Source organism: Marinobacterium sp. MBR-111 (genome assembly GCF_040547585.1).
Lineage (GTDB): Bacteria > Pseudomonadota > Gammaproteobacteria > Pseudomonadales > Balneatricaceae > Marinobacterium > Marinobacterium iners.
In genome coordinates this window covers 1-23,266 of record NZ_JBEPQA010000022.1, presented here as the reverse complement: position 1 = coordinate 23,266, position 23,266 = coordinate 1, and the positions used below count along the sequence as shown (strand labels likewise).

17 protein-coding genes are annotated in these 23,266 nt (G+C 57.9%); 11 read left to right on the top strand and 6 right to left on the bottom strand.

Annotated elements, in window-relative coordinates; translation table 11 throughout:
• Window positions 1-3: 3 nt before the first annotated feature.
• On the bottom strand, window positions 4-1,149 hold the full coding sequence (gene msrB / locus ABIE61_RS14275) for a peptide-methionine (R)-S-oxide reductase MsrB (RefSeq protein WP_354410633.1): 1,146 nt from the start codon (window positions 1,147-1,149) through the stop codon (window positions 4-6).
• A gap of 228 nt (window positions 1,150-1,377) precedes the next feature.
• Here msrB and ABIE61_RS14270 point away from each other — a divergent pair, with 228 nt between their 5' ends.
• Window positions 1,378-2,553 carry an efflux RND transporter periplasmic adaptor subunit gene (locus ABIE61_RS14270; protein WP_354410631.1) on the top strand — a complete coding sequence of 392 codons (1,176 nt, stop codon included), beginning with the start codon at window positions 1,378-1,380 and terminating at the stop codon, window positions 2,551-2,553.
• Window positions 2,550-5,711: an efflux RND transporter permease subunit gene (locus ABIE61_RS14265; RefSeq protein WP_354410628.1), complete on the top strand. Its 3,162-nt coding sequence runs from the start codon at window positions 2,550-2,552 to the stop codon at window positions 5,709-5,711. The genes ABIE61_RS14270 and ABIE61_RS14265 overlap by 4 nt, the downstream gene beginning before the upstream one ends.
• A 90-nt stretch (window positions 5,712-5,801) precedes the next feature.
• Here the strand turns inward: ABIE61_RS14265 and ABIE61_RS14260 are convergent, their stop codons facing one another.
• Window positions 5,802-6,410 (bottom strand): TetR family transcriptional regulator, encoded by a 609-nt coding sequence (locus ABIE61_RS14260; RefSeq protein ID WP_354410626.1) that lies wholly within the window; start codon window positions 6,408-6,410, stop codon window positions 5,802-5,804.
• A gap of 218 nt (window positions 6,411-6,628) precedes the next feature.
• On the opposite strand from ABIE61_RS14260, the gene ABIE61_RS14255 reads away from it, so the two are divergent.
• From ABIE61_RS14255 to ABIE61_RS14225, 7 genes are all read left to right on the top strand, one after another.
• Window positions 6,629-8,791: a PepSY domain-containing protein gene (locus ABIE61_RS14255; RefSeq protein ID WP_354410623.1), complete on the top strand. Its 2,163-nt coding sequence runs from the start codon at window positions 6,629-6,631 to the stop codon at window positions 8,789-8,791.
• An 86-nt stretch (window positions 8,792-8,877) separates the two neighbouring features.
• Entirely contained in the window at window positions 8,878-9,588 is a 711-nt protein-coding gene (locus ABIE61_RS14250) for a lytic transglycosylase domain-containing protein (protein ID WP_354410621.1), read from the top strand.
• Window positions 9,589-9,713: 125 nt separating this feature from the next.
• The gene (locus ABIE61_RS14245; protein ID WP_354410618.1) at window positions 9,714-10,133 is read left to right on the top strand and encodes a secondary thiamine-phosphate synthase enzyme YjbQ; all 420 of its coding nucleotides are present in this window, start codon (window positions 9,714-9,716) and stop codon (window positions 10,131-10,133) included.
• A gap of 2 nt (window positions 10,134-10,135) precedes the next feature.
• Window positions 10,136-11,491, top strand: coding sequence for an exonuclease SbcCD subunit D C-terminal domain-containing protein (locus ABIE61_RS14240; RefSeq protein ID WP_354410615.1), 1,356 nt, complete (start codon window positions 10,136-10,138; stop codon window positions 11,489-11,491).
• A gap of 24 nt (window positions 11,492-11,515) precedes the next feature.
• Window positions 11,516-14,584, top strand: coding sequence for an AAA family ATPase (locus ABIE61_RS14235; protein WP_354410612.1), 3,069 nt, complete (start codon window positions 11,516-11,518; stop codon window positions 14,582-14,584).
• A 60-nt stretch (window positions 14,585-14,644) separates the two neighbouring features.
• Window positions 14,645-15,748, top strand: a complete 1,104-nt coding sequence (locus ABIE61_RS14230) for a DUF294 nucleotidyltransferase-like domain-containing protein (RefSeq protein WP_354410609.1) — start codon at window positions 14,645-14,647, stop codon at window positions 15,746-15,748.
• A 97-nt stretch (window positions 15,749-15,845) separates the two neighbouring features.
• Window positions 15,846-16,076 carry a (2Fe-2S)-binding protein gene (locus ABIE61_RS14225; protein ID WP_206841123.1) on the top strand — a complete coding sequence of 77 codons (231 nt, stop codon included), beginning with the start codon at window positions 15,846-15,848 and terminating at the stop codon, window positions 16,074-16,076.
• Here the strand turns inward: ABIE61_RS14225 and ABIE61_RS14220 are convergent.
• From ABIE61_RS14220 to ABIE61_RS14205, 4 genes are read right to left on the bottom strand one after another with little or no spacing between them, the layout of a single operon-like run.
• Window positions 16,059-18,821 carry an ATP-binding protein gene (locus ABIE61_RS14220; protein WP_354410606.1) on the bottom strand — a complete coding sequence of 921 codons (2,763 nt, stop codon included), beginning with the start codon at window positions 18,819-18,821 and terminating at the stop codon, window positions 16,059-16,061. The genes ABIE61_RS14225 and ABIE61_RS14220 overlap by 18 nt on opposite strands.
• Window positions 18,811-19,005 carry a hypothetical protein gene (locus ABIE61_RS14215; RefSeq protein ID WP_354410603.1) on the bottom strand — a complete coding sequence of 65 codons (195 nt, stop codon included), beginning with the start codon at window positions 19,003-19,005 and terminating at the stop codon, window positions 18,811-18,813. The genes ABIE61_RS14220 and ABIE61_RS14215 overlap by 11 nt, the downstream gene beginning before the upstream one ends.
• On the bottom strand, window positions 19,002-21,053 hold the full coding sequence (locus tag ABIE61_RS14210; RefSeq protein WP_354410601.1) for a 3'-5' exonuclease: 2,052 nt from the start codon (window positions 21,051-21,053) through the stop codon (window positions 19,002-19,004). Before ABIE61_RS14210 ends, ABIE61_RS14215 begins: the two co-directional genes overlap by 4 nt.
• A 1-nt stretch (window position 21,054) precedes the next feature.
• The gene (locus ABIE61_RS14205) at window positions 21,055-21,432 is read right to left on the bottom strand and encodes a response regulator transcription factor (protein ID WP_354410599.1); all 378 of its coding nucleotides are present in this window, start codon (window positions 21,430-21,432) and stop codon (window positions 21,055-21,057) included.
• Between the two features lie 140 nt (window positions 21,433-21,572).
• Between ABIE61_RS14205 and ABIE61_RS14200 the strand changes: the two genes are divergently transcribed.
• Window positions 21,573-22,316: a spermidine synthase gene (locus ABIE61_RS14200; RefSeq protein ID WP_354410597.1), complete on the top strand. Its 744-nt coding sequence runs from the start codon at window positions 21,573-21,575 to the stop codon at window positions 22,314-22,316.
• Window positions 22,317-22,341: 25 nt separating this feature from the next.
• Window positions 22,342-22,761: a GNAT family N-acetyltransferase gene (locus tag ABIE61_RS14195; protein WP_354410594.1), complete on the top strand. Its 420-nt coding sequence runs from the start codon at window positions 22,342-22,344 to the stop codon at window positions 22,759-22,761.
• Window positions 22,762-23,266 lie beyond the last annotated feature (505 nt).

The window sequence follows — 23,266 nt, the reverse complement described above, 5'->3', positions numbered from 1 at the left end:
GTCTCAACGAACCGCGTCGATCCAGTCGCCATAGCCCTGTGCTTCCATCTCCTCAAGCGGGATGAAGCGCATGGCTGCCGAGTTCATGCAGTAGCGCAGCCCGGTGGGTGCCGGACCATCATTGAACACATGACCCAAATGTGAATCGGCCAGCGCGCTGCGAATTTCAGTTCGGGTCATAAACCAAGAACGGTCCTCGTGCTCGGTGACCATGCCCTTGCTGATGGGTTGCGTAAAACTGGGCCAGCCGGTGCCCGATTTATACTTGTCGCGTGATGAGAATAGTGGCTCGCCTGAAATGACATCAACGTAAATGCCGGGACGTTTTTCATCCCAATATTCATTTTCAAAGGCGCGTTCAGTACCATCCTCGCGCGTCACCTTGAACTGCTCCGGTGTCAGGCGCTGACGCAGAACCTCATCCGAGGGGCGTTTATAGTCCTTCCCAGGTGGCCCCATCTCTGTACTGCTAGACTCGGCTTTAGTTGGGCGAAACTGGCTGAAGTCGAGTTTTTGATCATCCCCCCAAACTTGCTCGATAAACTGGTAACGCCCCGAGTTGTGAGTATAAAAGCGATATCGCACCGGGTTCTTTTTGTAATAGTCCTGATGGTAGCCTTCCGCCTCGTAGAATGTGTTGAAGGGCGTGATCTCGATCACCACCGGTTTGTCATAGCGCCCGGACGCGGCCAGGGCATCACGGGAGGATTCGGCTACCTGTCGCTGCTGATCATCATGATAGAAAATGGCCGGACGATACTGTTGCCCGCGGTCGACAAATTGGCCCTTGGCATCGGTGGGGTCCATGAAACGCCAGAAGCCTTCTACAAGCCCCTGGTAAGTGATCAGTGTCGGATCATAGTAGACCTGTACAGCTTCAGTATGGCCGGTGCTGCCTGAGGACACCTGTTCATAGGTCGGGTTTGGCTCGGTGCCGCCACTGTAGCCTGAGATGGCTTCAATAACACCGGGAATTTTCTCGAAGCCCTGTTCAACGCACCAGAAACAGCCACCGGCAAAGGTTGCTACTGGATACTGCGACAGGTCAGGAGTAGCTGGGGTGTCAGCTGCGGTCAGCCGTGTTGATGCAAATACAGACAGCGCCAGTGCAAGTATGCCGCCGGCAATGTATCCATTTCGGATAATCATGGGTATCTCCCGTTATGTTCTACTGCTTAGGACCTGCAACCGGGTAAAAGAGTTTCATGCTGCAGCGGGCAACAGGATCACTGATCGCCTAAAAAGTTTGATTTCAACAAGCTTTTACGAGGCCTGTCGTGAAAGTGTTTAGTCAGCATAGTCTGATTTACATCCATACATGGATGAATGTAAAATACCCTATCTTTTCACTCTGCTTTTGGAAACGGGATTAACGTCATGAAAACAGCTTTTCATACCGGTCGGGGAGTTCTGCTGGCCCTGGCGGCATCGCTGCTGGTGGCCTGTGGCAGCGACGAAGCGCCTCAGAGTGCTGCAGCCCCCGGCGGGCGGGCACTTCCGCCGGTGACGACCGAAGTACTAACCGTCAAGCGACAGGATATTCCGCTACAAAAATCATATTCATCATTGCTGCGCAGCGATGACGAAGTCACGTTAGTGGCGCGTGTGACCGGGGTACTGGAAACGCGTCAGTTCGAGCAGGGTGACTGGGTTGAGCAAGGGGATCTGCTCTATACCATCGAGCCAGAGTTGTATCAGGCTCGCGTCAACGAACGGGCTGCAGACCTGAAAAGTGCCCAGGCAGAGCTGGACCGCGCCCGCCGCGATGCGGAGCGTTATCAGCAGCTGCTCAGCCGCAATTCAGTCAGTCGTCAGCAGGTCGATCAGGCAGAAGCTGAACAGAGTGTTGCTCAGGCCCGTGTTGCTCAGGCAGAGGCGGCACTGGCCAGTGCGCGTATTGACTTGAATTACACCCAGGTAAAGGCACCTGTTGCCGGCATGGTTGGACTCAGCCAGATCAATCTGGGCAATCTGGTCAATGCCGGTTCAGAACTGGTGACCATCACCCCGCTGGACCCGCTTGAAGTACGCTTCCAGCTGCCTCAACGGGATGCCTTTGAGCTGCGCAAGCAGCTGGCTGCCGGAGGGACTGATATTCGAGACATTCGGGCCTCGCTTCAGCTGGCTGGCAACAACGGTACCCAGTCCCTGACTCTGCAAGGGCAGATGGACTTTCTGGGATCTCGAGTGGATGAGAGCACAAGTACTGTGCAGGCCTCTGCCCGCTTTGAAAACCCTGATGCACAGGTACTGCCGGGGCAGTTTGTGCGTGTCAGCATCGAAGGGCTGAAGCGTTTCAATGTGATTGCCGTGCCTGAAATTGCCGTTACTCAGGGGCTGATGGGGCCTCAGGTATTTGTAATTGATGAAGAAGGCAAGGCCCGCGCACAGGCGGTTCAGCTGGGTGAGATTGCCGGTGAATGGCAGATCATTCTTGAAGGGCTGGAAGAGGGTGTACAGGTTGTATCCGGTGATCCTTCCGGTATCAAGCCGGGTACGCCGATCCAGGCAGCCGCTGCTGATGAAGCGGCAGAGGAGGCGAACGCCGAATGAATTTCTCCAATTTCTTCATCGGTCGGCCGATCTTTGCCACGGTGCTGGCAATTATCCTGACCCTGGTCGGGGTTGTCAGCATGCGCGTGCTGCCGATCGAGCAGTATCCCAGCGTTGTTCCCCCCACAGTGTCGGTGCAGGCACGCTTCCCCGGTGCCAATGCCGAGACCGTGGCCCAGACCGTGGCAGCCCCACTGGCCGAGGCAATCAACGGGGTCGAGAACATGTTGTACATGACCTCGACCAGTGCCGACAACGGTATCATGAGCCTAAGCGTGGCGTTTGATATCGGCACTGATGGTGATACCAACACCATCAACGTCAATAACCGTGTGCAGGGTGCGCTGTCTCAGCTGCCCGAACAGGTACAGGCGCAGGGGGTGACGGTCAAGTTGCGCTCCAGCTCTATCCTGATGGTAGTGGCGATGATTTCGCCCCAGGGTGACTACGACAACATCTACATGCAGAACTACGCCACTCTGAATGTACTGGATGAGTTGCGTCAGGTGCCGGGTGTGGGTGAAGCGGAGGTGCTCGGTGGTGGCAAGTTCGCCATGCGCATCTGGATGGACCCCGATAAGCTGGCGCAGTATGACCTGACACCAACTGAAGTGGCAGCCGCAATTCGGTCGCAGAATACCGAAGTGCCGGCAGGCAGTCTGGCGGCAACACCCAATGCGAATCCGCGTGCCTATACCTATACTGTGACGGCGGGTGGACGCCTGTCCAGTGCGGATGATTTCCGTAATATTTTCCTGCGCACCAATGCTGACGGTTCGGCGCTATTGTTGAAAGATGTGGCTCGTATCGAGCTGGGTGCCTCATTCTACGGTATCGATGCACGTCTTGATGGGGCCGGTATGACGCCCATTATCATCAACCAGCAGCCGGGCGCCAACGCGCTGGAAACATCACTGGCGGTCAAGGCCAAGATGGAAGAGCTGGCCGGACGCTTTCCGCCGGGTCTGGATTACGTAGTACCGTACGACACCACGCTGTTTATCAGTTCATCCGTTGAAACCGTGGTGACGACCTTCATCGAGGCGTTCCTGATCGTTGGCGTGATTCTGTTCGTGTTCCTGCAGAACTGGCGCTTTACCGTGATCGCCATGTCGGTGGTGCCGGTGTCGGTTATCGCAACCTTTGCCGGCTTCTATCTGTTCGGCTTCTCAATCAACCTGCTGACATTGTTTGCGCTGGTGCTGTCGATCGGGATCGTTGTGGACGATGCCATTCTGGTGGTGGAAAACGTTGAGCGTGTGTTGAGTGAAGATGATGACATCAGCGTGCGTGATGCCACCATCCGAGCAATGAAAGAGGTGGGCGGCCCGGTTATTGCGACTTCGCTTATCATGGCGGCCGTGTTTGTGCCGGTAGCGTTCCTTGGCGGTTTTACCGGCCAGATCTACCAACAGTTTGCGCTGACGGTTGCGATTTCGGTGGGCTTCTCGGCCCTGATGGCACTGACCTTTACACCGGCACTGTCGGCCATTTTCATCAAACATAAGCCGCGTTTCGAAGGTTCGGGTGTGTTGCACGTATTGCATGCGCCACTTCGCCTGTTTGATCGCGTGTTTGCGGCTGTTACAACTGCCTATGTCTGGATCGTTAAGCTGCTGGTACAGCGTTGGGTGCTTGCACTGGCGCTGACCGCTGCGTTCAGTGCCGGTTCCTGGTGGATGTTCAGCACGACGCCGACTTCTTTGGTACCGGAAACGGATCAGGGGATTGCGTTGGTCAGTGTTCAGCTGCCCGATGCCGCTTCACTGGATCGAACCAGTCAGTACATGGGTAAGCTGAGTGAGGAGATCGAACAGATCCCCGGCGTTAATCATGTCGTGTCGGTTGCAGGCTATGACATCCTTTCCAGTGCGGTGAACACCGCTCGGGGTATCATGTTCATTAGTCTGGTGCCCTGGGAAGAGCGTGAACTGACAGTTGACCGGCTGGTGGGCCAGGTGATGCAGTTGGGTGCACAGATTGACGGTGGTAGTGCCATCGCCTTCAACATGCCGCCGATTATGGGACTCTCAACAACAGGCGGTTTTACCGGCTATCTGCAGTCCTTTGGCGGTGCCAGCTCGGAAGAGCTGTACATGGCATCGGTGAAAGTGATGCAGGCCGCCGCCCAGAATCCTGCGCTGCAGCGGGTATTCACCACCTTCAACGTGAATGTGCCCTCGTTCCGCGCCAACATCGACCAGCAGAAAGCCCTGAGCTACGGGGTGCCACTGACCGATCTGAACGCAACCCTGTCGAATACGCTGGGTAACGGTTTTGTGAACTATTTCAGCTATCAAAACCGCAACTTCCAGGTGTATCTGCAGAACGAAGATGAGTACCGTGACGAACCCGAAGATATCAATAATATCTTTGTGCGTGCGGGAAATGGCGAGCGGATTCCTCTGTCCGAGTTCGTAACGCTGGAACGTCAGGTTGGTCCGGCGGTGGTATCCCGTTTCGGCGTCTATCTGGGTGCCCAGTTCCAGGGCGGACCGGCACCGGGGTACAGTTCGGCTCAGGCCATTGAAGCCATGAACGAAATTGTACAGCAGGAGCTGGGTGACAACTGGGGCATGGGCTGGACCGGTACGGCCTATCAGGAAACAACGCTGGGGAATACGGCTTCCATGGCGATCATCTTCGGTATTCTGATGATGTTCCTGATACTGGCGGCCCAGTACGAAAGCTGGTCCCTGCCATTGGCGGTTATGACAGCCACGCCGTTTGCCTTTTTTGGTGCCATCGGCGGTATTGTGCTGCGGGGACTGGAGGTGTCCGTCTATGTCGAGATCGGCCTGCTGGTGGTAGTGGGGCTTGCCGCGAAAAATGCCATCCTGATCGTGGAATTTGCCGAATTGCAGCGCAAGGAGCTGGGCAAATCCATTCATGAAGCGGCTGTTACTGCGGCTGAGTTGCGTTTCCGCCCAATCGTTATGACCTCCTTTGCCTTTATCCTGGGCACCCTGCCGCTGGCATTGGCCAGCGGTGCCAGCGATGTGAGCAGTCATCATATTGGTACGGCGGTGTCGGTTGGTATGGCGTCGGTGGCGATCATCTCCAGCTGCTTCGTGCCGAGCTTCTACGCCATGATTGCACATGTGTCGGATTGGATCAGCCGCAAGCGTGGTGTGGCTGAATCAAATACAGCTCACTGACTTTCAGGTTATATTGAAAAAAGGCGCTTTCCTTCGGGACGGCGCCTTTTTTATTGCACGATTATGGGAGCAGGGGGCAAACCGTATGCTTCAGCGGTGGGTCATCAGCCCAATCAGGTGGGAAATCAGTGTCTCACCACGGCTGAGGATAGAGTACGCGTCAGGTTTGCGCAGCCAATCATGAAACAGGCCGGATAGACAGGTATTCATCAAATCGGCAGCCACCTCTGGTGCAACTGAAAGCTCCTGCTGATCCGCGGCGAGGGCGAAGTAACGCAGTAGAGCCTCATGAATGTCACAGGCGATCTCTTCCTGCATGGCGATAGGGTCGATATCACTGAAAAATTCGCAGCGGTACAACAGAATTGAGTGCACACGCGTATAACGGGGCTGCTCAAGTCGTGCCAGACCCTTGAGGCATGCCAGGCGAATTGCGTTCAGTGGGGATTCGGTCAGTGCAGGATCATCAATCTCCTGCACCAGTTCATCAAACGGCATTCGCACCCGTTCCAGCATGGCCCGGAACAGGTCAGCCTTGTTCTTGAAATGCCAGTAGACGGCACCGCGTGTCATGCCTGCGTGACGGGCAATCTGTTCCAGTGTGGTACGTGCTACACCATGAGCCATGAACATCTCTTCTGCTGCATCAATCAACGCTTCGCGCGTGGCTGCTGCTTCGGCTTTGGTGCGTCTAGCCATAGCTGTAAAGAACCCCAACTCAAATCGTTGAAAAATGAACCATTATTTTATCGTATCGGCGGTATAAAAACATCGATACATTTGTAGATGTATGTATATTCGGCAGTCGCTGGGCAGTTTTACGTATCTTTACGCACCTTAATCTTTGTTTAAGTCAGGCTCGGTTAAAATGGAGGTCAACTGACTGAATCAGTGGCCGCTATGGCTAAGGATGGTGAATGATGAGATCGTACTTGCTGCAAGTGCACCGTTGGCTTGCTCTGCTCCTGACTCCCTTGTTTTTGTTGATTACTTTGACCGGTATGGTACTGGCGCTCAAGCCCGTACTGGCCGATCTTTCGGCACCGCCTTACACCGGGGCTGTTGAGGTTAGCCAAGTGCAGGCTTTACTGGAAAGTGCGTCTGCCGATGGGCCGGTTGTCGCCATCGAACGCAGTGCAACGTCCGGTCAATGGGTTATACCTGCGCTGGGTGAGTACCGCCTGAGCGATGCAGTGCGCGTTGGTCCCAGTGAGACGTCCGGTGGGGCCTTCTTTGACTGGATCAAAGATCTGCACAAGGATCTGCTCGTTGATGCCGGCTGGTTGGTGGAATGGGCGACTTGGGCAATGCTGGCAATAGTGGTGGTCGGTATTTTGTTGGGCTGGCCAAAGTTCAAGCAGTCACTGCTGGGCTGGCACCAATTCCTGGGTGTGTGGCTGTTTCCGTTAGTCCTGCTACTGCCGTTGACCGGTATTCTGATGACCTTGCATGTAGCGCGTCCTGATCTGGGCCTGCAGCGCGGGGCGGAGCCCACCTCGTTGCAACAGGGTCTGGAGCAGGCGGCGGGCGAACATAACCTGTCGGGGTTGATCAGCGCGCGTGCTTTCAAGTCAGGTTCTCTGTTGATCGAAACCGAGGAAGCCATGTTGGTGGTCAGCGGCGATCAGGTGACTCCCATCGATTTGTCCTCCAACTGGCCCAAAATGTTACATGAAGGGCTTTGGGGTGGTTGGGTATCCGGGCTTTTCAACATGCTGGTCGGGATGCTCGTTATGGGGCTGACGCTGACAGGGTTCATCAGCTGGTTGAGGCGTCGACAAGCCGCTCGTATCAGCGATACCCGTTCAGGTGCAGAGGTGCTGATCGTCTTTGCCAGTCAGACCGGCACAGCTCAGGGCTTGGCCGCTGCAACCGCAGCCACTCTGGAGAAGTCAGGGATTATTGCTGACCAGGGATCGATTGCCGCGTTTCCTGCCAGTAAGTGGCATGCTTACCAACAGGTGCTGGTGCTCTGCTCGACTACCGGTGAAGGTGAGCTGCCCGATAATGCCCGTAGCTGGGTGAGCGGAATCAAAGCGAGTCAGCTGGCAGGCGTGTCATTCAGTCTTTTGGCACTGGGTGATCGCCGCTATACCCATTTTTGTGCCGGTGGCCAGCGCTTACGGACTGAGTTGATCAAGGCTGGTGCCCATGAGCGGCTGACTTTGCTCGAGGTGGATGGCGACCCTGCCGCTGGTTGGCAGCAATGGTTGCGACAGCTCGCCGAGTACAACAACTGGAACCTGCAGATCGGTGGTATGGCCGTGCAACGGCAACGGTGTGAGGCGACGCTGATTGAGCGTACCCGTCTGGATACTCCGATGGGTGACGATAGCCCTCACAGTTACAGCCTGACGTTTGCCGTGCCGGAGAGTGCCCGTTTTGCCCCCGGTGACCTGTTCCAGTTTCAGCCCCGACCAGATGCAGAGCCGCGCACCTACTCAATCGGTTCGGATTATGAAACAAGCCCCGGCAAGGTGCGCCTGACGGTAGGGTTGCTGCGATATGAAACTGAACAGGGTAATGAGGTTCTGGGTCTTGGCAGCAGTGAACTCTGTTTGAACTGGCCGCTGAACGAATCACGGAATGTCGAACTGGTGGCTCATCCGGGGTTCAATCCGCCTCAGAACTCAGAGCATCCGATGATCCTGGTAGCGACTGGTTGTGGCATTGCACCTTTTATAGGATTTCTTGAGGCGCACGCTGCCACGGATCGAAAGGGACCGGTTTGGCTGCTGTTTGGTAACCGTCACGAGAAAGGTGACTTCCTGTATGGAGAGCAGATCAAGGCGCTCAAGGAGCAGGGCGTTATCACTAACCTTGATACCGTCTTCTCTCGTGATGGTGGTGATCAGCGCTATATCACCGAGCGGATTGAACACCGGGGTGATCAACTGCTGGAATGGATCAACCGGGGTGCCACCCTGTATATCTGTGGCCGCGCGTCTACGCTGGGGAGTGGGATCGACGGCGTTCTGACGCGGTTACTGCAACGCAAAGGGGCCAGCAAGGCTGAAGCAGAGGCTGAACTGGCGCGCTGGGTCAACGAAGGCATCATGCACCGAGACCTTTTCGACTGAATGATATGCACTCGATCAAGTCTGGCCGATAAAGCTGCCCTACAGGGGCAGCATTTCCCGCACACAGGTTCTAGAATGTTGCATAAATGGATTTGAGACTCGACCCTGCTGCCATGTACCGATACGTTTACCCTCTCATGTTTGCCACACTGTTGCTGCCTAGCTTTCATGCCACCGCAGAGATGCGCAAGATTGTGCATCCCGATGGTCGGGTGGAATACACCAACGTTGCGCCTGAACAAAAGGCAGCTGTGGTCAATACCTACTACAAATACCGCAATGCTGACGGTGTGCTCTCTTTCAGCGATGCAAAACCGAGTGGCGTACAATATGAACTGGTGCGTTTCGATTGCTTTGCCTGCAAGGTTGATTCTACCGTTAATTGGGAAACGACTCCCTTGTTTGCCGACCGTTATCGGGATGAGATCGAACGGATCGCCGCGCTACATGATATGGATGCTGCGCTGGTACGTGCGGTGATTCATGCTGAATCCGCCTTTAACCCGCAAGCGCGTTCCAGAGCCGGTGCACAGGGGCTGATGCAGTTGATGCCGCAAACAGCAGCAGAGCTCGGTGTCGGTAACCCCTTTGATGCTGAGCAGAATATCGACGGTGGCGTGCGCTACCTGGCCGGATTACTCCAGCGCTATGACCAAGACGTACGCTTGGCAACGGCAGCGTATAATGCAGGCCCCGGCGCAGTGCAGCAGTACGGTGGCATACCGCCCTATGCGGAAACCCAAGCCTATGTGAAAAGGATAGAGGTGCTCTATCGGCGCTATCAAATGATCGATTAGCACGCCTGAATGATTGGCACATGCAAAAGGGCAGGCAGCTTTGAACCCGTCTATCCGAGATGTGGTTGAGAACACCGATACACCGCTCTATAGTCGTGCCATTCAGTTATCCATCGGTTCTTCATATGTGGCATCAAACAACCATCAGTCTCAAGGCTCGACCTCGCGGCTTCCACCTTGTGACTGACGAGATCGAACAGGCACTGCCGGAGTTACGTCGAGTCAGTACAGGCCTGCTGCACCTGTTATTGCAACACACCTCGGCAAGCCTGACGCTGAACGAGAATGCCGACCCGACCGTACGCTCCGATTTCGAAGCGTTTTTTAACCGCACGGTGCCGGAAAACGAACCCTACTACCAGCATACCTATGAAGGCTCTGATGACCTGCCTGCTCATTTCAAAAGCAGCATACTTGGCGTCAGTCTGATGTTGCCGATAGCCAATGGGCAGTTGGCGCTGGGCACCTGGCAGGGGATCTACCTGGGTGAACATCGTAATCACGCTGGCCGCCGCACCCTCATCGCGACCCTGCAGGGAGAGTAACCGTGTCCGACCAGCCTTCACTGTTTGATGAAGAGATGCTGCCGCAGCCTTCGGTGCCGGTCAGCTCGGCGCGCACGGAACGTGCCCCGGCAAAGGCCAAAACCGGGGTCGAAGGGAGTCGTCAAACGCTGCGTGTCCTGCACAGCTCCGACTGGCATCTGGGCCGATTACTGTACGGCCAGAAGCGTTACGATGAATTTGCCGCCTTTCTTGACTGGATGTTGTCACAGATCGAGCTTTTGAATGTCGAGGTGCTGCTGATCGCCGGCGACCTGTTTGATACCACTACCCCGAGCAACCGGGCGCAGGCGCTTTATTACCGCTTTCTGCACCAGGTGGCTCGCTCGCGCTGTCGTCATGTGGTGATCATTGGTGGCAATCATGATTCTCCCAGTTTTTTGAATGCGCCGTCCGGTTTACTCAAGGCGCTGGATGTGCATGTAGTCGGTGCTGCCTGTGACAATCCGGCAGATGAAGTGGTATTGCTGAAAGCCGAAAATGGCGCACCTGAAGCAATTATCTGTGCCGTTCCCTACCTGCGTGATCGTGATATTCGCCAGAGTGAAGCGGGCGAAACCCTTGAGGACAAGGACCGCAAACTGGTGCAGGGCATTCGTGAGCATTATGCGCAGGTCTGCGCCGCTGCCGAAGAGCTGCGAGAGTCACTGCAGGTAGATGTGCCGCTGATCGGTATGGGCCATCTGTTTGCTGCTGGTGGCAAAACGCTTGATGGCGATGGGGTGCGTGATCTTTATGTGGGATCTCTGGCGCAGGTGGGTGTGGATGCCTTTCCCGACTGCCTTGATTATGTGGCACTGGGGCACCTGCATGTACCTCAGGCAGTGTCGGGCTGCGAGCAGATCCGTTACAGCGGCTCGCCGCTGGCGATGGGATTTGGGGAAGCGAAACAACAGAAAAGCCTGTGCCTGATCGAGTTTGAAGGGCGTCGCCCGCAGCTTGAGTTGATCGATATCCCGCGTTTTCAAAGGCTGGAGCGGATCAAGGGCGATCAGGCTCAACTGAGTGCCGCACTGGACAAGCTGGCGCAGGAGCAAACCTCTATCTGGCTGGAAGTGCTATACGAAGGTGAACAGGTGGCGGCCGACCTGCGCGACTGGCTGGAACAGCATACCGATGGCACCCAGCTGACCATACTGAGGGTCCGAAACAACCGGGTGGTGGAGCGCATTCTGGCGCGCAGCGGTGAAGAGGAGACGCTGGATGATCTGGAGCCGATGCAGGTGTTCGAGCGTGCGCTTGAACTGCATCAGGTACCCGAGACGCAACAGGATGAACTGAAGCGTCTGTTTGGCAGCGTGCTGCAATCCATGGCCGAGCAGGACCATCGTGCCGAATAGGCGCCTGCGTCAGAGAGACACACAATGCGTATTCTTCAGATCCGTTTCAAAAACCTCAACTCCCTGGCCGGTGAATGGCAGATCGACCTGACCGATCCCGCCTATATCAGCGATGGCATCTTTGCGATTACCGGCCCTACGGGGGCGGGAAAATCGACCCTGCTGGATGCGATCTGTTTGGCACTGTACGGGCGCACGCCGCGCCAAAGCCGGGTCAATGCCAGTCAGAATGAGGTGATGTCACGTCAGACCGGCGAGTGCTTTGCCGAGGTGCTGTTTGAAACCCCACAGGGACGCTGGCGTTGCCACTGGAGCCAGCACCGCAGCCGCAAACAGGCCGATGGCGCGCTGCAACAGCCCAAACACGAGATTGTAGACGCCGATGCCGACAAGGTACTGCATACCAAGCTCAAGGATGTGGCCGACACCATTGAGCGCCTCACCGGTATGGATTTCGACCGTTTCACCCGCTCCATGCTGCTGGCACAGGGCGGCTTTGCGGCCTTTTTGCAGGCCGATGCCGACGAACGTGCCCCCATACTGGAACAGATCACAGGCACCTCGATCTATTCCGACATCTCTGTCGCAGTGCATCGTCGAAGGGGCGAGGAGCGACAGCGACTCGATCAATTGAAAGCCGCCCAGTCCGGCCTGCAGCTGCTGGATGAGGAGGAAGAGGCCACACTGTCACGGCAATTGGCCGAGCTGTCAGAGCAGGTACAGCAGCAGTCAAACGTGATCGGACAGCAGCAAACCCTTCTCAACTGGCGACAGCAGCTGGATCGCGAATCCCGGCAGGCCGAGCAATTGAAACAACAGTGGCATGAACTGGAGCAGGCACAACAGGCGTTTGCGCCGCAACAGCAACAACTGGAGCAGGCGCTGCGAGCGGAAGCACTCAGGCCTGCTTATGCACCGCTGCGTCAACGCCGAGGCGACTTGCAGCGCGCGCAGGAGCAGCTTGACCCGCTTCAGGCAGGACTTCCGGCCCTGCAGGACGCCGCCGATGCGGCGCTAGCCCGGCAACAACAGGCACAGGCGCATCTGCAGCAGGCGGAGGCTGAGCTGGAACGCCAACAACCCCTGCTGCGTCAATTACAGGAGCAGGACTGGAAACTGCGTGAGCAGCAGGCGCAGGTGGCACAGTTAAGCGCCCGCCTGCCGGCCGAGCTGCTTGAAGGGCCCGCACCTGACCCGGCAACGCTGGAGGCTGCCATCAAGCGTGACGAGCAGGCGCTGCAGGCGGCTCTGGCCGACAGCACTCGCGCACAGATACAGCAGCAACAGGATCAGATTCGCAGTCGTGGCGAGCAGTTGGGCGAATTGCGTACCCGAGTGCAACAGGCCGATGAACTGAAACAGGCACAGCAGGAGGCCGCTCATAAGCGCGCGGCGCTTAAGCCGGAACAGGATCGGATACAACAGGCGCTTGAGCAGCAGCAGGCTGAAGAAAGCCGACTGCAGCAGGAGCAACTGGACCTGCAGAAGCTGCAGCGGCTGGCCGATCGGATTGCCGATCTGGAGCAGCAACGCCATGAGCTGGAACCGGGCAAGCCCTGTCCGCTGTGTGGTTCGGAGCAGCATCCTTGGCGCAGCGAGCAGCCACCGCAACTGACTGAAGAGAAAGCCCGTTTGCAGCGTCTGGAACAGCAATTGACATCCGTGCGCAGCGAACTGCAGGCGCTGGCGGTACAGCAGGCGCGACTGGAACAGGACGAGAAGGGGCTGCGCCAGCAGGAGGCTGACAACAGCCAGCGCCTGGAAGCGCTTCAGGCCCCCATTCAATACTGTCTGCAACTGCTGGCTTTGGATACTTGTCCAGCCCAGGATGAGATCGAGCAGGCACATCAGGCCGCCCGTCAGCAGTGGGGCGAGTTGCGCGATAGGCTGGCCGACATCGACCGGCTGGAGCAGTCTCTCAAGCAGCAGCGGGACGAGCAGGAGCGCGTGCAGCAACGGCTGGCACTGGATGCGGCACGGGCTGATTTGACTCAACTGCAACAGCAGCGAGAGGCACTTTCGCCAGAGCCGGATACCGCCGCGTTTGAGCAGCGCCTGCAGCAGGCAATACGTCAGGCGCGTCAGGCGCAGGAACAGGCGCAGGCTGCTGCCATTGAACAGCAGAACAGCCTCAACCGTCGCCAGCAGCAGATCAGTGACCTCAAGCGCCATATGACGGACTTGAACACCGAAATGACTCGGATGCAGCAGGCCTTCGATGCCGCACTGGCGCAAAGCCAGTTTGCCGACGAGCAGACATTACAGGCGGCTCTGTTGCCGGAAGCGTCGCTCAAAACGTTGCAGCAGGCAGCCGATGGATTGAAAGCGGACGCGGCACGGCTGCAGGCGCTGCAGGAGCAGTGCCACAGCAGCCTGCAGCTGCTGCAACAGCAAGCCTTGACCGAGCAGAACAGTACCGAGCTGGAAGCGGCACTTGAGCAGCTCACGTCAGAGCAGGCCATGTTGTTGGAAAAACGCGGCAGCCTGCAGCAGACATTGAACATCAATACCGAGCGCAAGACACAGTTCGGAGCCCAGCAACAGGCGATTGATGCCCAGCAGCGGGAGCTGGATCGCTGGGAGACCCTGCATGCCCTCATCGGCTCGGCAGATGGCAAGAAATTCCGTAACTTCGCTCAGGGGCTGACTTTTGAATTGATGATCGGTCACGCCAACCGCCAGCTGCAGAAAATGTCTGACCGCTATCTGCTGGTACGTGATGCCGAGCAGCCGCTGGAGCTGAACGTGATCGACAACTATCAGGCGGGTGAAATCCGTTCTACCAAAAACCTGTCAGGTGGTGAAAGCTTCCTCATCAGCCTGGCGCTGGCGCTGGGGCTGTCCGGCATGGCCAGCCGCAATGTGCGGGTCGACTCACTGTTTCTCGATGAGGGGTTTGGCACCCTGGACGAAGAGGCGCTGGAAACGGCACTGGATACCCTGTCCGGTCTGCAGCAGGAAGGTAAGCTGATCGGCGTCATCTCCCATGTGCAGGCACTGAAAGACCGCATCGCCACCCGTATCGAGATACAACCGCTCAGCGGTGGCCGCAGCCGTATCAGCGGGCCGGGGTGTGTGGCGCTAAGCGGCTGAATCAACTGGACTTTACGATCCCTGCCTCTATGCTGAAGGAAACAAGAGGAGGGGAGCGGGATGGATTCGGTTTGGCGAGAACTGTTTGGCCAGCAACGTAGCCTGGAACTGCAGCTGCCATCTGCGCTGCTTGAACCGCTGGAACGGCTGCTGGAGCAGGCGTCTGACAGCTGGGATCAGGCACGCGACTGGCAACCCCAGCTGGTACGAGCACTACAGCAGTTGTCATTGCCGGGTTGGCTGATCGCCCAGCTGCTGAGTGACCACAATGACCTGCTGTATCGGGTCGCCATAGATGAAGCGATGGACGAGATGCAGGCCGAAGGCTGGGGCCCGGCGCCTGTACGTTTCTGTGTGCTGGTGATGGGATCGGGCGGGCGTCATGAAAGCCTGCTGCACCCGGATCAAGACAACGCGCTGATTCTGGAAGACTACCCCCTCGAACGCCACAACGAGATCGATGCCTGGTTTCGCACACTGGCCGAGCGCTTCACCGCCCGCCTGGATCAGGCCGGCATTCCCTACTGCAAGGGCGACGTGATGGCCTCACGCCCGCTCTGGCGCAAGCCGATTAGCGAGTGGAAGGAGCAAATGCGGCTCTGGATGGCGACTCGGCGGGTCAAGCTGGTGCAGCTGTGCAACATTTTGTTTGATTTCGCGCCGGTCTACGGTGATGCAACCCTGGCACAGCAGCTGCGCGATGCGATTCAGGCACAGGTGCCAACAGCGGGGTTGTTTCTGCACGAAATGGCCGAGCTGTTTGATGAGTCGCCGGTGGCACTGGATCGCTTCGAACGCCTGCAGGGCGATGGCAAGGATGCCCCGCACCGGAATGCACTGAACCTCAAGCGTCAGGGGTTGTTGCCACTGACCGCAGCACTGCGCCTGCTGGCACTGAAAAAGGGCTGCCCCGAGGTGTCCTGCCGGGCACGTCTTGCTTGGCTCGATCAGGCCGGGGTGTTGCAAGTGGGACAGGCAAGGGTACTGACCCAGGTATTTGAGCGCTTGCTGGACAGGTTACTGCTGGCCCAACTTGAACGGACGGAAGGTGACGGGCTGCCGGACAACTGGATTGATCAGGCTCAGCTGGACGACTTTGAACAGCGCCAACTACAGTGGGATTTGAAACAGATTAGGGTGCTTCAACAGAAAGCTGTGGGATAAGAATAATTTGCATTCATGGGTTGTAATGAGAATGTTTGTTATTTATATTGGATGCATAAATGATATCTATTCTCATGCTTTTAGTGGTGAATGGCTGATGATCGTATGTATTTGTAAAAGAGTCAGTGACCGCCAGATCCGCCAGATGGTGGACGAAGGTGCCAGCTCACTGCGCGATATTCGCAAGGCAACCGGACTGGGTACACAGTGTGGTAAATGTGTCTGCGAAACACGGGACATACTGCGTGAGCTGAACGGTCAGGACAGCAACCCGCTGAGGGATTTGGCCGCGCTGGCATACGAGCTTCCCTCAACCGCAACTGCCTGAAGGATTGTCTTCTTCCGGCGCCTTTGGCAATTCCATTATCAGGCAGGCACCCCCCAGCTGCTGCGGGTCATCTACCCAAAGCCGTCCACCCAGATGGCTGATGATGCCGCGGCTGATCGGCAATCCAAGTCCGGTCCCGCGTGGGCGTGTTCCGGCAGGCTGGCCTTCTTCCTTGCGCGCCTGCTCGATCTGATGAAACTTCTCGAACACTTTTTCCCGCTCCGCTTCGACAATGCCGGGGCCGTTATCTTCCACCCGAATGCGATAGTGCCGTTTGTGCGGCGCCAGGGTCAGCAATACCTGTGAGTCCGCGTCGCTGGCGAACTTGCTGGCATTGTCGAGCAGATTGATCAGTACCTGCTGCAATCGGTCCGGGTCGGCAATAACCATGCAGGAGCTGTCAGGCAGTTTCAAGGCCAGCTCCACTGCACGATCCTCATACAGCCGGGTGACCGCATCCACTGATTGTTGTACCAGCTCGACCAGGTCGCAGCGTTCGGGGTTCAGCGTCATACGACCGGATTCCAGCCGCGCCAGGTCCAAAATCTCTTCAATCAGGCGTGACAGGCGTTCGCTCTCCCGGACGATAATCTCCAGAAAGTGTTGCTGTTTCTCAGCAGGCATGGCCTCTGCATCGTGCAGGATCTCGGCAAAGGCACGGATCGAAGTCAGCGGCGTGCGCAGTTCATGGCTCACCATCGCCACAAACTCATCCTTGAGCCGATCCAGCTCGCGCAGGCGTTCGTTGGCGCTGCGCAGTTCTTCCCCGATCTGGGCCAACTCGGATGACTTCTGCTCCAGCCGTCGGTTGTACTCAAGCGTCTGTGACGTGGTATCCAGAATGCTTAGGATTGAGGGCATATCCAGCGCTTCGCCTCGCACCACCGAATTGATCAATATGCGTGCGGTGGCGCTGCCCAAAGCACCGGTCAGCCCCTGTTCGGCCGCCGCGATCATGGCGGGTGTAGCGGCGCTGTCGTCACCCGGCTCCGGTTGTTGTCCCAGCAGTCTGCGGGTGGCTGGCAGGCCAAGATAGCGGCTGAGCAGCATGAACAGCTCATACCGGCTGGCCTGGCCCTGCCAGATCGGGGCCTGTTCCGCTTCGGGGCGAAGTGCGTTGGTAAACAGCGCGGCCTGAGTTTGCTCCATGTGGCTTTGGCGGCTGAACAGCGAGATGCCTACCAGCAGCCCCACATTCACCAGCATGCTCCAGAACAGGGCGTGGGTATAGATATCCCAGCCTTCCAGCCCAAACAGGGCGTAGGGGCGCAGCAGCTCAATGCCGAAGGGACCATGCTCAATAAAGCTGACATCGAGCCAGCCCGACAGGGCAAAGCCGGGAATCAGCAGGGTCCAGGCCCACACCAGTGTACCGGCGATCATGCCGATTGCGGCGCCATTACGACTGGCACCGCGCCAGTAAAGTCCCAGCAGCAACGCCGGCGCAAACTGTGCAGCGGCCGCAAACGACACCAGCCCGATGGTGACCAGACTGTACGCCTCACCGATCAGGGCATGGTAGAGATAGCCCAGAATCAGAATCAGGATGATGGCCACCCGACGAATGCCCAGCAGCCAGCCGGAAAGGTCAGGGCGGCTGGCCAACTGAAGGCTGCGCCAGCGCAACAGTAGCGGCATGACCAGCTGGTTGCTGACCATGGTCGAGAGGGCGATGGTTTCGACAATCATCATGCTGGTTGCGGCTGAAAGCCCGCCGATAAACACCAGCAACGGCAGTGCCTGCAGCCCTGCCGAGAGCGGCAGTGTCAGCACAAAGTTGTCCGGCTCACCGGTCGCGCTGCCCCCCAGCAGCCCGGCCAGTGCAATCGGAATCACGAACAGGTTGATCAGCAGTAGATACAGCGGAAACAGCCAGCAGGCGCGGCGCAGGTGCTGTTCGTTCACATTTTCGACCACCAGCACCTGAAACTGGCGTGGCAGGGTGATAAAGGCCAGCGTGGCGAGCATCAGCGTACCGAACCAGCCCAGTGCGCCACCGGGAATCTGGTCCAGGCCAAAGCGCTGTCCCAAGTGTGGTAACTCAACGGCAGCACTGGCCATTAGGTCATGAGGGCCGGAGTAGAGCACAAAGGTGGCGAAAAAACCCACGGACAGAAAGGCGAACAGCTTCACCAGTGATTCAAAGGCGATGGCTGTGACCATCCCCTCATGCCGCTCGCTGGCATCCAGATGTCGGGTGCCAAACAGAATGATGAACACCGCCAGCACCAGCGAAACCCAGAACGCCTTGTCACTGAGAAAACCGCTCAAAGACAGAGCGGGCAATGTCTGATCCGGGTACTCGGTCAGAATCGCGTAGCTGACAGTGATCGCCTTCAGCTGCAGGGCGATGTAGGGCATGATCGCGATCACTGCGATCAGGGCTACCAGCGCGCCCAGGCCACCGCTTTTGCCGTAGCGTGCGCTGATGAAGTCGGCAATGGAAGTGATGCGCTGGGCGCGGGCGATGCGGATCATCTTGCGGATCAGCATCCAGCCGCACAGCATCGCCAGCGTGGGGCCAAGATAGATCAGCAGAAAACTCAGGCCCGTGGTGGCGGCGCGGCCCACGCTGCCGTAAAAGGTCCAGGCGGTGCAATACACGGCAATCGACAGCGCATACACGGTGGGCGAATTGACCAGCGAGCGACGCTGTTCGGCGCGGCGGTCGCCCCAGGCGGCAATGACGAACAGCAAGGCCAGATAGCTGAACGCGACGATGAGGACAGTGATATCACTCCTCATGGGGACGCTCCAGAGTCAGGGCTGCCAACAAAATCAGCACCGCCCAGATCAGATAGATGATCAGCGGCAGGGTGGAAAAGCCCCAGCTGCCTTCACGATCGAACAGCAACAGCAGTGGCGGTGAAAACAGCAGCAGGGCCAGTAATGTCAGCGCCAGCAGGCGGTTCTGTTCGTTGCGTTTCATGATGGGCGTCCCTGTTCCACTTCGCGCTGCAACTCAAGCAACTGCTCAAGCGTTTCTATACCGCGTGAACGCAGCCGCGGCAGCAGTGCCAGCAGCAGTTCGGCGGTCACACGTGCATCCCCCAGCGCCGTGTGCCGTGTACCGGGCGGGAAGGTCAGCTCGAACCGCTCGGCCAGTGCATCCAGCCCGTGACCTTCCAGTGTCGGGTCAATGGTGCGGGACAGCAGCAGCGTATCCAGCACCGGCATATCAAATGTGGGCCCGGTCTCGCCATTGGCCAGACGCAGCGCCAGCAGATCAAACACCGCGTTATGGGCAACCAGCACTCCGGGGCCCACATACTGATGAAAGCGTGGCAGTACCACTTCGATGGGCGGGGCATTGGCCACATCGGCATCCGTCAGATGATGGATGGCTGTACTGTCAGGCGGGATCGGTCGTTGCGGGTTAATCAGCTGGTCAAAGCTGTCCTGTGCCAGCAGGCGACCGCGCAGAATGCGACAGGCGGCGAGGCTGATGATCTGATCACCGCCGCGCAGGTCCAGCCCTGTGGTTTCGGTATCGAATACCACCAGCTCAAGCTCCTCCAGCCGGGTATGCGCCAATGCCGCGTCAGGGGCGGGCAGTTCGGCAATGCTGAAATCATGAAACTCGGGCCGTGTCTGGCCTGCGTGCTGTTCCGCCCGAGGCTGTGGGCGGGCCCCGCGGCTTGACGCCGGCAGCGGCAGGCGCAGGCTGGCGGTGTCAGTATCGTTGCGAGGCTGCGACCACAGCTCGGCGCCGTGTTGTGCCAGTACATCCTCAATACGGGGAGAGAGCGGGTCATCAAACAGGTGCAGCGCGTGCCAGAGGCTGAGCTGATGATCGGTCAAGGGTTCACCCTGCCAGATCAGGTCCAGATAGACCCGTTTGTTGCCCAGCAGCACCTCGATATCCAGTGCCTCCACCGGCCGGATCTGTACCAGTTCACGAATCAACCGCTCCAGCATCGCCAACAGGGCCGGGCCGTCGACCCGAATCCAGACCGGAATGCCCACGGGTGTCAGCTCAATCGCTTCTTCGTGCAGGCGCTCGCCGAGCGCACTGAACAGGTCGTTGGACCAGGTCTCTTCCAGCCCCGACTGGCTTAGTTGATGAGACTCAACCAGACGGGTTAGGGCTTCCACTTTCTGCGACAGGGCCTGACTCTCCTGACTGATCGCCTGTTCCAGCCTGTGCTGCAGCTCAGGGTTGTGCTCGACCTGCACCAGCGCATCGGCCGCGCTGCCCAGGCTGCCGGCATGGCCACGCAAGCGGGGCAGTAAGGTCGCAAGCTCACGGCGCCAGCTCTGGTCGCTTTCCAGCTCATGAGTGGTGTCTCGCAGGGTGATCAGAGCGCCACCATGGCGAGCCCCCAGGCGGCGCAGCTCGCAGCGCAGCCAACGCGGCTCGCCGGGCAGCAGCAGCTGGCGGGGTGAGCCATCCTGCGGCAACTGTTTAAGCGCATCGTTCAGGCTGGCGTGGGGCAGCAGCTGACTGATGCGACGGCCCAGCCCCAGCGCCGGCTGGTCATGAAAGAGTGTGCGGGCCGCGGGATTGAACAGCAGCAAACGCTGGTGGTCGTCACAGATCAACAGTGGCAGGTCCAGTACCTGCAGCACGCCCTCCAGCTCCTGCTGAATGCGCAGCGCCTCGGCCGCCCCCTCGTCACGGGCATCACGCAGACGCGCACGATCACCGCGCCAGCCGTCACGAATATGGTCAAGGTCAGGCTGCAGCGGTTTGAGCCATCCATCCAGCGGGAAATCGGAACGTGCATCCGGGCTGGCCACCAGTCGTGCCAGCAGCACCTGAAACTGCCGCAGTGGGCGAAACAGGCGGCGCTCCAGCACCATCCCAAGCATTAGCACCACAACAGCAGGGCTCAGGCCCAACACCCAAAGGGCGACCCGTTCAGGTGTGGCGGGTGTGAGTACGGTATCCAGCCAGAGCAGCAGCCCAATGCCGCCAAACAGCAGTACGCCGCACAGCAGCATCCAGAGTCCCAGCAGGTTCTGACGCGACGGCATGCTAGCCTCCGTTGCCTCTATCCAACAGGGCCTGAACCCTGCTGACCAGTTCGCGGGTCGAGAAGGGCTTGGTAATGTAATCACTGGCTCCCAGTGCCATTCCTTTCTCCTTTTCCACCTCGCGGCCATGGGCCGTGAGCATCACCACCGGCAGGCTGCGGGTGGCCTCATCTGCGCGCAGCTGTTCCAGCAGATCAAAGCCGCTCATGCCCGGCAGACTGATGTCCAGCAGGATCAGATCGGGTACCTGTTGGCTGATCAGTACCTGCGCCTGCTCGGCATCCTCTGCCGTCGTCACCTCGAAGCCCGCCTGCTGCATCAGAAACTCCAGCGACAGCAGAATGTTCGGTTCATCATCGACAACCAGTACGCGGGGCATAATCTCTCCGGCTTTCAGTGGGTTAGTTTCAGTCTAGTGTGCATCAGGCAAAAGGAAAGGGGCAGGGGGCGGTGCCAGACTTTAGTCGTGCGCTCTGTCATAATGCGCCCCGTTCATTCCCTGCAGCCTTTGGAGCCACCATGTCTTTGCCCGGTCACGAAATCTATCGCGGTTATGACGAGTTCGGTGCCGTGCGCGTGCTGGACGATGGCGACAAGCGTTATCTTGCTTTTGGTGATCAGGACGAGCAAAGCTGTTGTCTCAGGAATGAACCGCTCATGCCGGAGCATGAATATGTGCGCGCCATGCTGCTGGCGTTGCTTTTCGCGGAACCCAAACAGGTGATCAGCCTGGGTTTGGGGGCCGGGGCGCTCAACACCTGCCTGCATGGTCGCTTTGCCAGCTGCAAGCAACAGATTGCCGAGCTGCGCCCGGAAGTGGTCGAGGTAGCCTATCGCTTCTTTCAACTGCCGCGTGGCAAGCGGATACAGGTCCACACCCAGGATGCCCTCGGCTTCCTGCGTCATGTGGAAACCCGCAAAGCCGACATCATCTTCAGTGACATTTATGGGGCCGAAGGGTTAAGCGATCAGCAACTGGGTGAAGAATACCTGACCCTCTGCGCCGAGCGCCTGAAGCCGGGCGGCTGGCTGGTGATGAACCTGTGGCGCGAGCATCAGGGGCCCGACACGCTGGAGCTGCTGCTGCAACAGTTCGGCACCATTTACGGCTGCCACACCCAAAGCGGCAACTGGATCGTTTTCGCCGCTGAAGATGATCACGGCCATAGCCAAAGCCAGCTGGAGAAGCGCGCCCGCGTGATCAGCCAGCAGCTTAACTTTTCACTGCTGCCGTTTTTGAAGCGCCTCAAACCCTTTCCCTGAAACGTGTCCGTGCAGGAGAGCCAACATGCCCCGAATCATCCCTGTCGATTTTGAAGGTCCGCACAAAACCGCCATCTGCTCGATTCGTGAAACCGTGTTCGTGCAGGAGCAGGGCGTTCCCGCTGAGCTGGAATACGACGGGCTGGACGCCAGTGCCATGCACGTACTGGCCTGTGTGGATGACCAGCCGGTCGGTACCGGACGCATACTCAGTGACGGTCATATCGGCCGCATCGCTGTGCTGAACATCCATCGCGGACAGGGTATCGGCGCTGAAATCGTGCAGGCACTGACCGAACAGGCCGCGGCTGCCGGGCATCAACGCGTCTATCTCGGGGCGCAGCTACATGCCACCGGCTTTTATGAACGCCTGGGCTTTGCCCCCTACGGCGAAACGTTTATGGATGCCGGTATTGAGCACATCCATATGGAAAAACATCTGTAACCAACCCTGTTGCCAAACGTGCACATCTGGGGCAATCTTGAAGTCTGCCAGCGGGAAGTCGGCAGCCACAATGACAGGGAAAAAAGGATGAGTCGGTGACCGGGACGGTTTGCAGTTTTCATATTTCAGCAGTTGATCATCTTCTTTCTGGCAAGCCTTTGTTCTCTGGCGCTGTGGTCTGTACCCGTTTGAGCCGCAGTCTGGGAGCTGTTGTACCTTTTTCTTCTGAAAGTAGCGTTTCGAATCCAATGAAATCAGTGAGTTATGACTAGCTCGGGAAAATTAAAAGGTATACCCGATAATAATTATTATGAGGTCGCAGACCTCATTAACAGACTGTTGAACATAACCGCTTCGCGGTGGAGTGCGAGATTTTAAAGAGGCATAGGGACATGCCGAATAGAGCGATACAACGGCTATTTCAGTCGTATAAAGCGGCGTTGGATGAATCGCCTCAGCCACGGAAAAACCGGCGGGCGATTACATCTATTACGTATTGTAGAAC

Bases quoted from the DNA above. Each gene is read 5' to 3' on its own strand.
- ABIE61_RS14245 (WP_354410618.1), top strand. From the start codon at position 9,714: ATGTGGCATCAAACAACCATCAGTCTCAAGGCTCGACCTCGCGGCTTC.
- ABIE61_RS14235 (WP_354410612.1), top strand. From the start codon at position 11,516: ATGCGTATTCTTCAGATCCGTTTCAAAAACCTCAACTCCCTGGCCGGT.
- ABIE61_RS14250 (WP_354410621.1), top strand. From the start codon at position 8,878: ATGGATTTGAGACTCGACCCTGCTGCCATGTACCGATACGTTTACCCT.
- ABIE61_RS14200 (WP_354410597.1), top strand. From the start codon at position 21,573: ATGTCTTTGCCCGGTCACGAAATCTATCGCGGTTATGACGAGTTCGGT.
- msrB (WP_354410633.1), bottom strand. From the start codon at position 1,149: ATGATTATCCGAAATGGATACATTGCCGGCGGCATACTTGCACTGGCG.
- ABIE61_RS14220 (WP_354410606.1), bottom strand. From the start codon at position 18,821: ATGAGGAGTGATATCACTGTCCTCATCGTCGCGTTCAGCTATCTGGCC.
- ABIE61_RS14265 (WP_354410628.1), top strand. From the start codon at position 2,550: ATGAATTTCTCCAATTTCTTCATCGGTCGGCCGATCTTTGCCACGGTG.
- ABIE61_RS14215 (WP_354410603.1), bottom strand. From the start codon at position 19,005: ATGAAACGCAACGAACAGAACCGCCTGCTGGCGCTGACATTACTGGCC.
- ABIE61_RS14205 (WP_354410599.1), bottom strand. From the start codon at position 21,432: ATGCCCCGCGTACTGGTTGTCGATGATGAACCGAACATTCTGCTGTCG.
- ABIE61_RS14260 (WP_354410626.1), bottom strand. From the start codon at position 6,410: ATGGCTAGACGCACCAAAGCCGAAGCAGCAGCCACGCGCGAAGCGTTG.
- ABIE61_RS14255 (WP_354410623.1), top strand. From the start codon at position 6,629: ATGATGAGATCGTACTTGCTGCAAGTGCACCGTTGGCTTGCTCTGCTC.
- ABIE61_RS14270 (WP_354410631.1), top strand. From the start codon at position 1,378: ATGAAAACAGCTTTTCATACCGGTCGGGGAGTTCTGCTGGCCCTGGCG.
- ABIE61_RS14210 (WP_354410601.1), bottom strand. From the start codon at position 21,053: ATGCCGTCGCGTCAGAACCTGCTGGGACTCTGGATGCTGCTGTGCGGC.
- ABIE61_RS14230 (WP_354410609.1), top strand. From the start codon at position 14,645: ATGGATTCGGTTTGGCGAGAACTGTTTGGCCAGCAACGTAGCCTGGAA.
- ABIE61_RS14195 (WP_354410594.1), top strand. From the start codon at position 22,342: ATGCCCCGAATCATCCCTGTCGATTTTGAAGGTCCGCACAAAACCGCC.
- ABIE61_RS14225 (WP_206841123.1), top strand. From the start codon at position 15,846: ATGATCGTATGTATTTGTAAAAGAGTCAGTGACCGCCAGATCCGCCAG.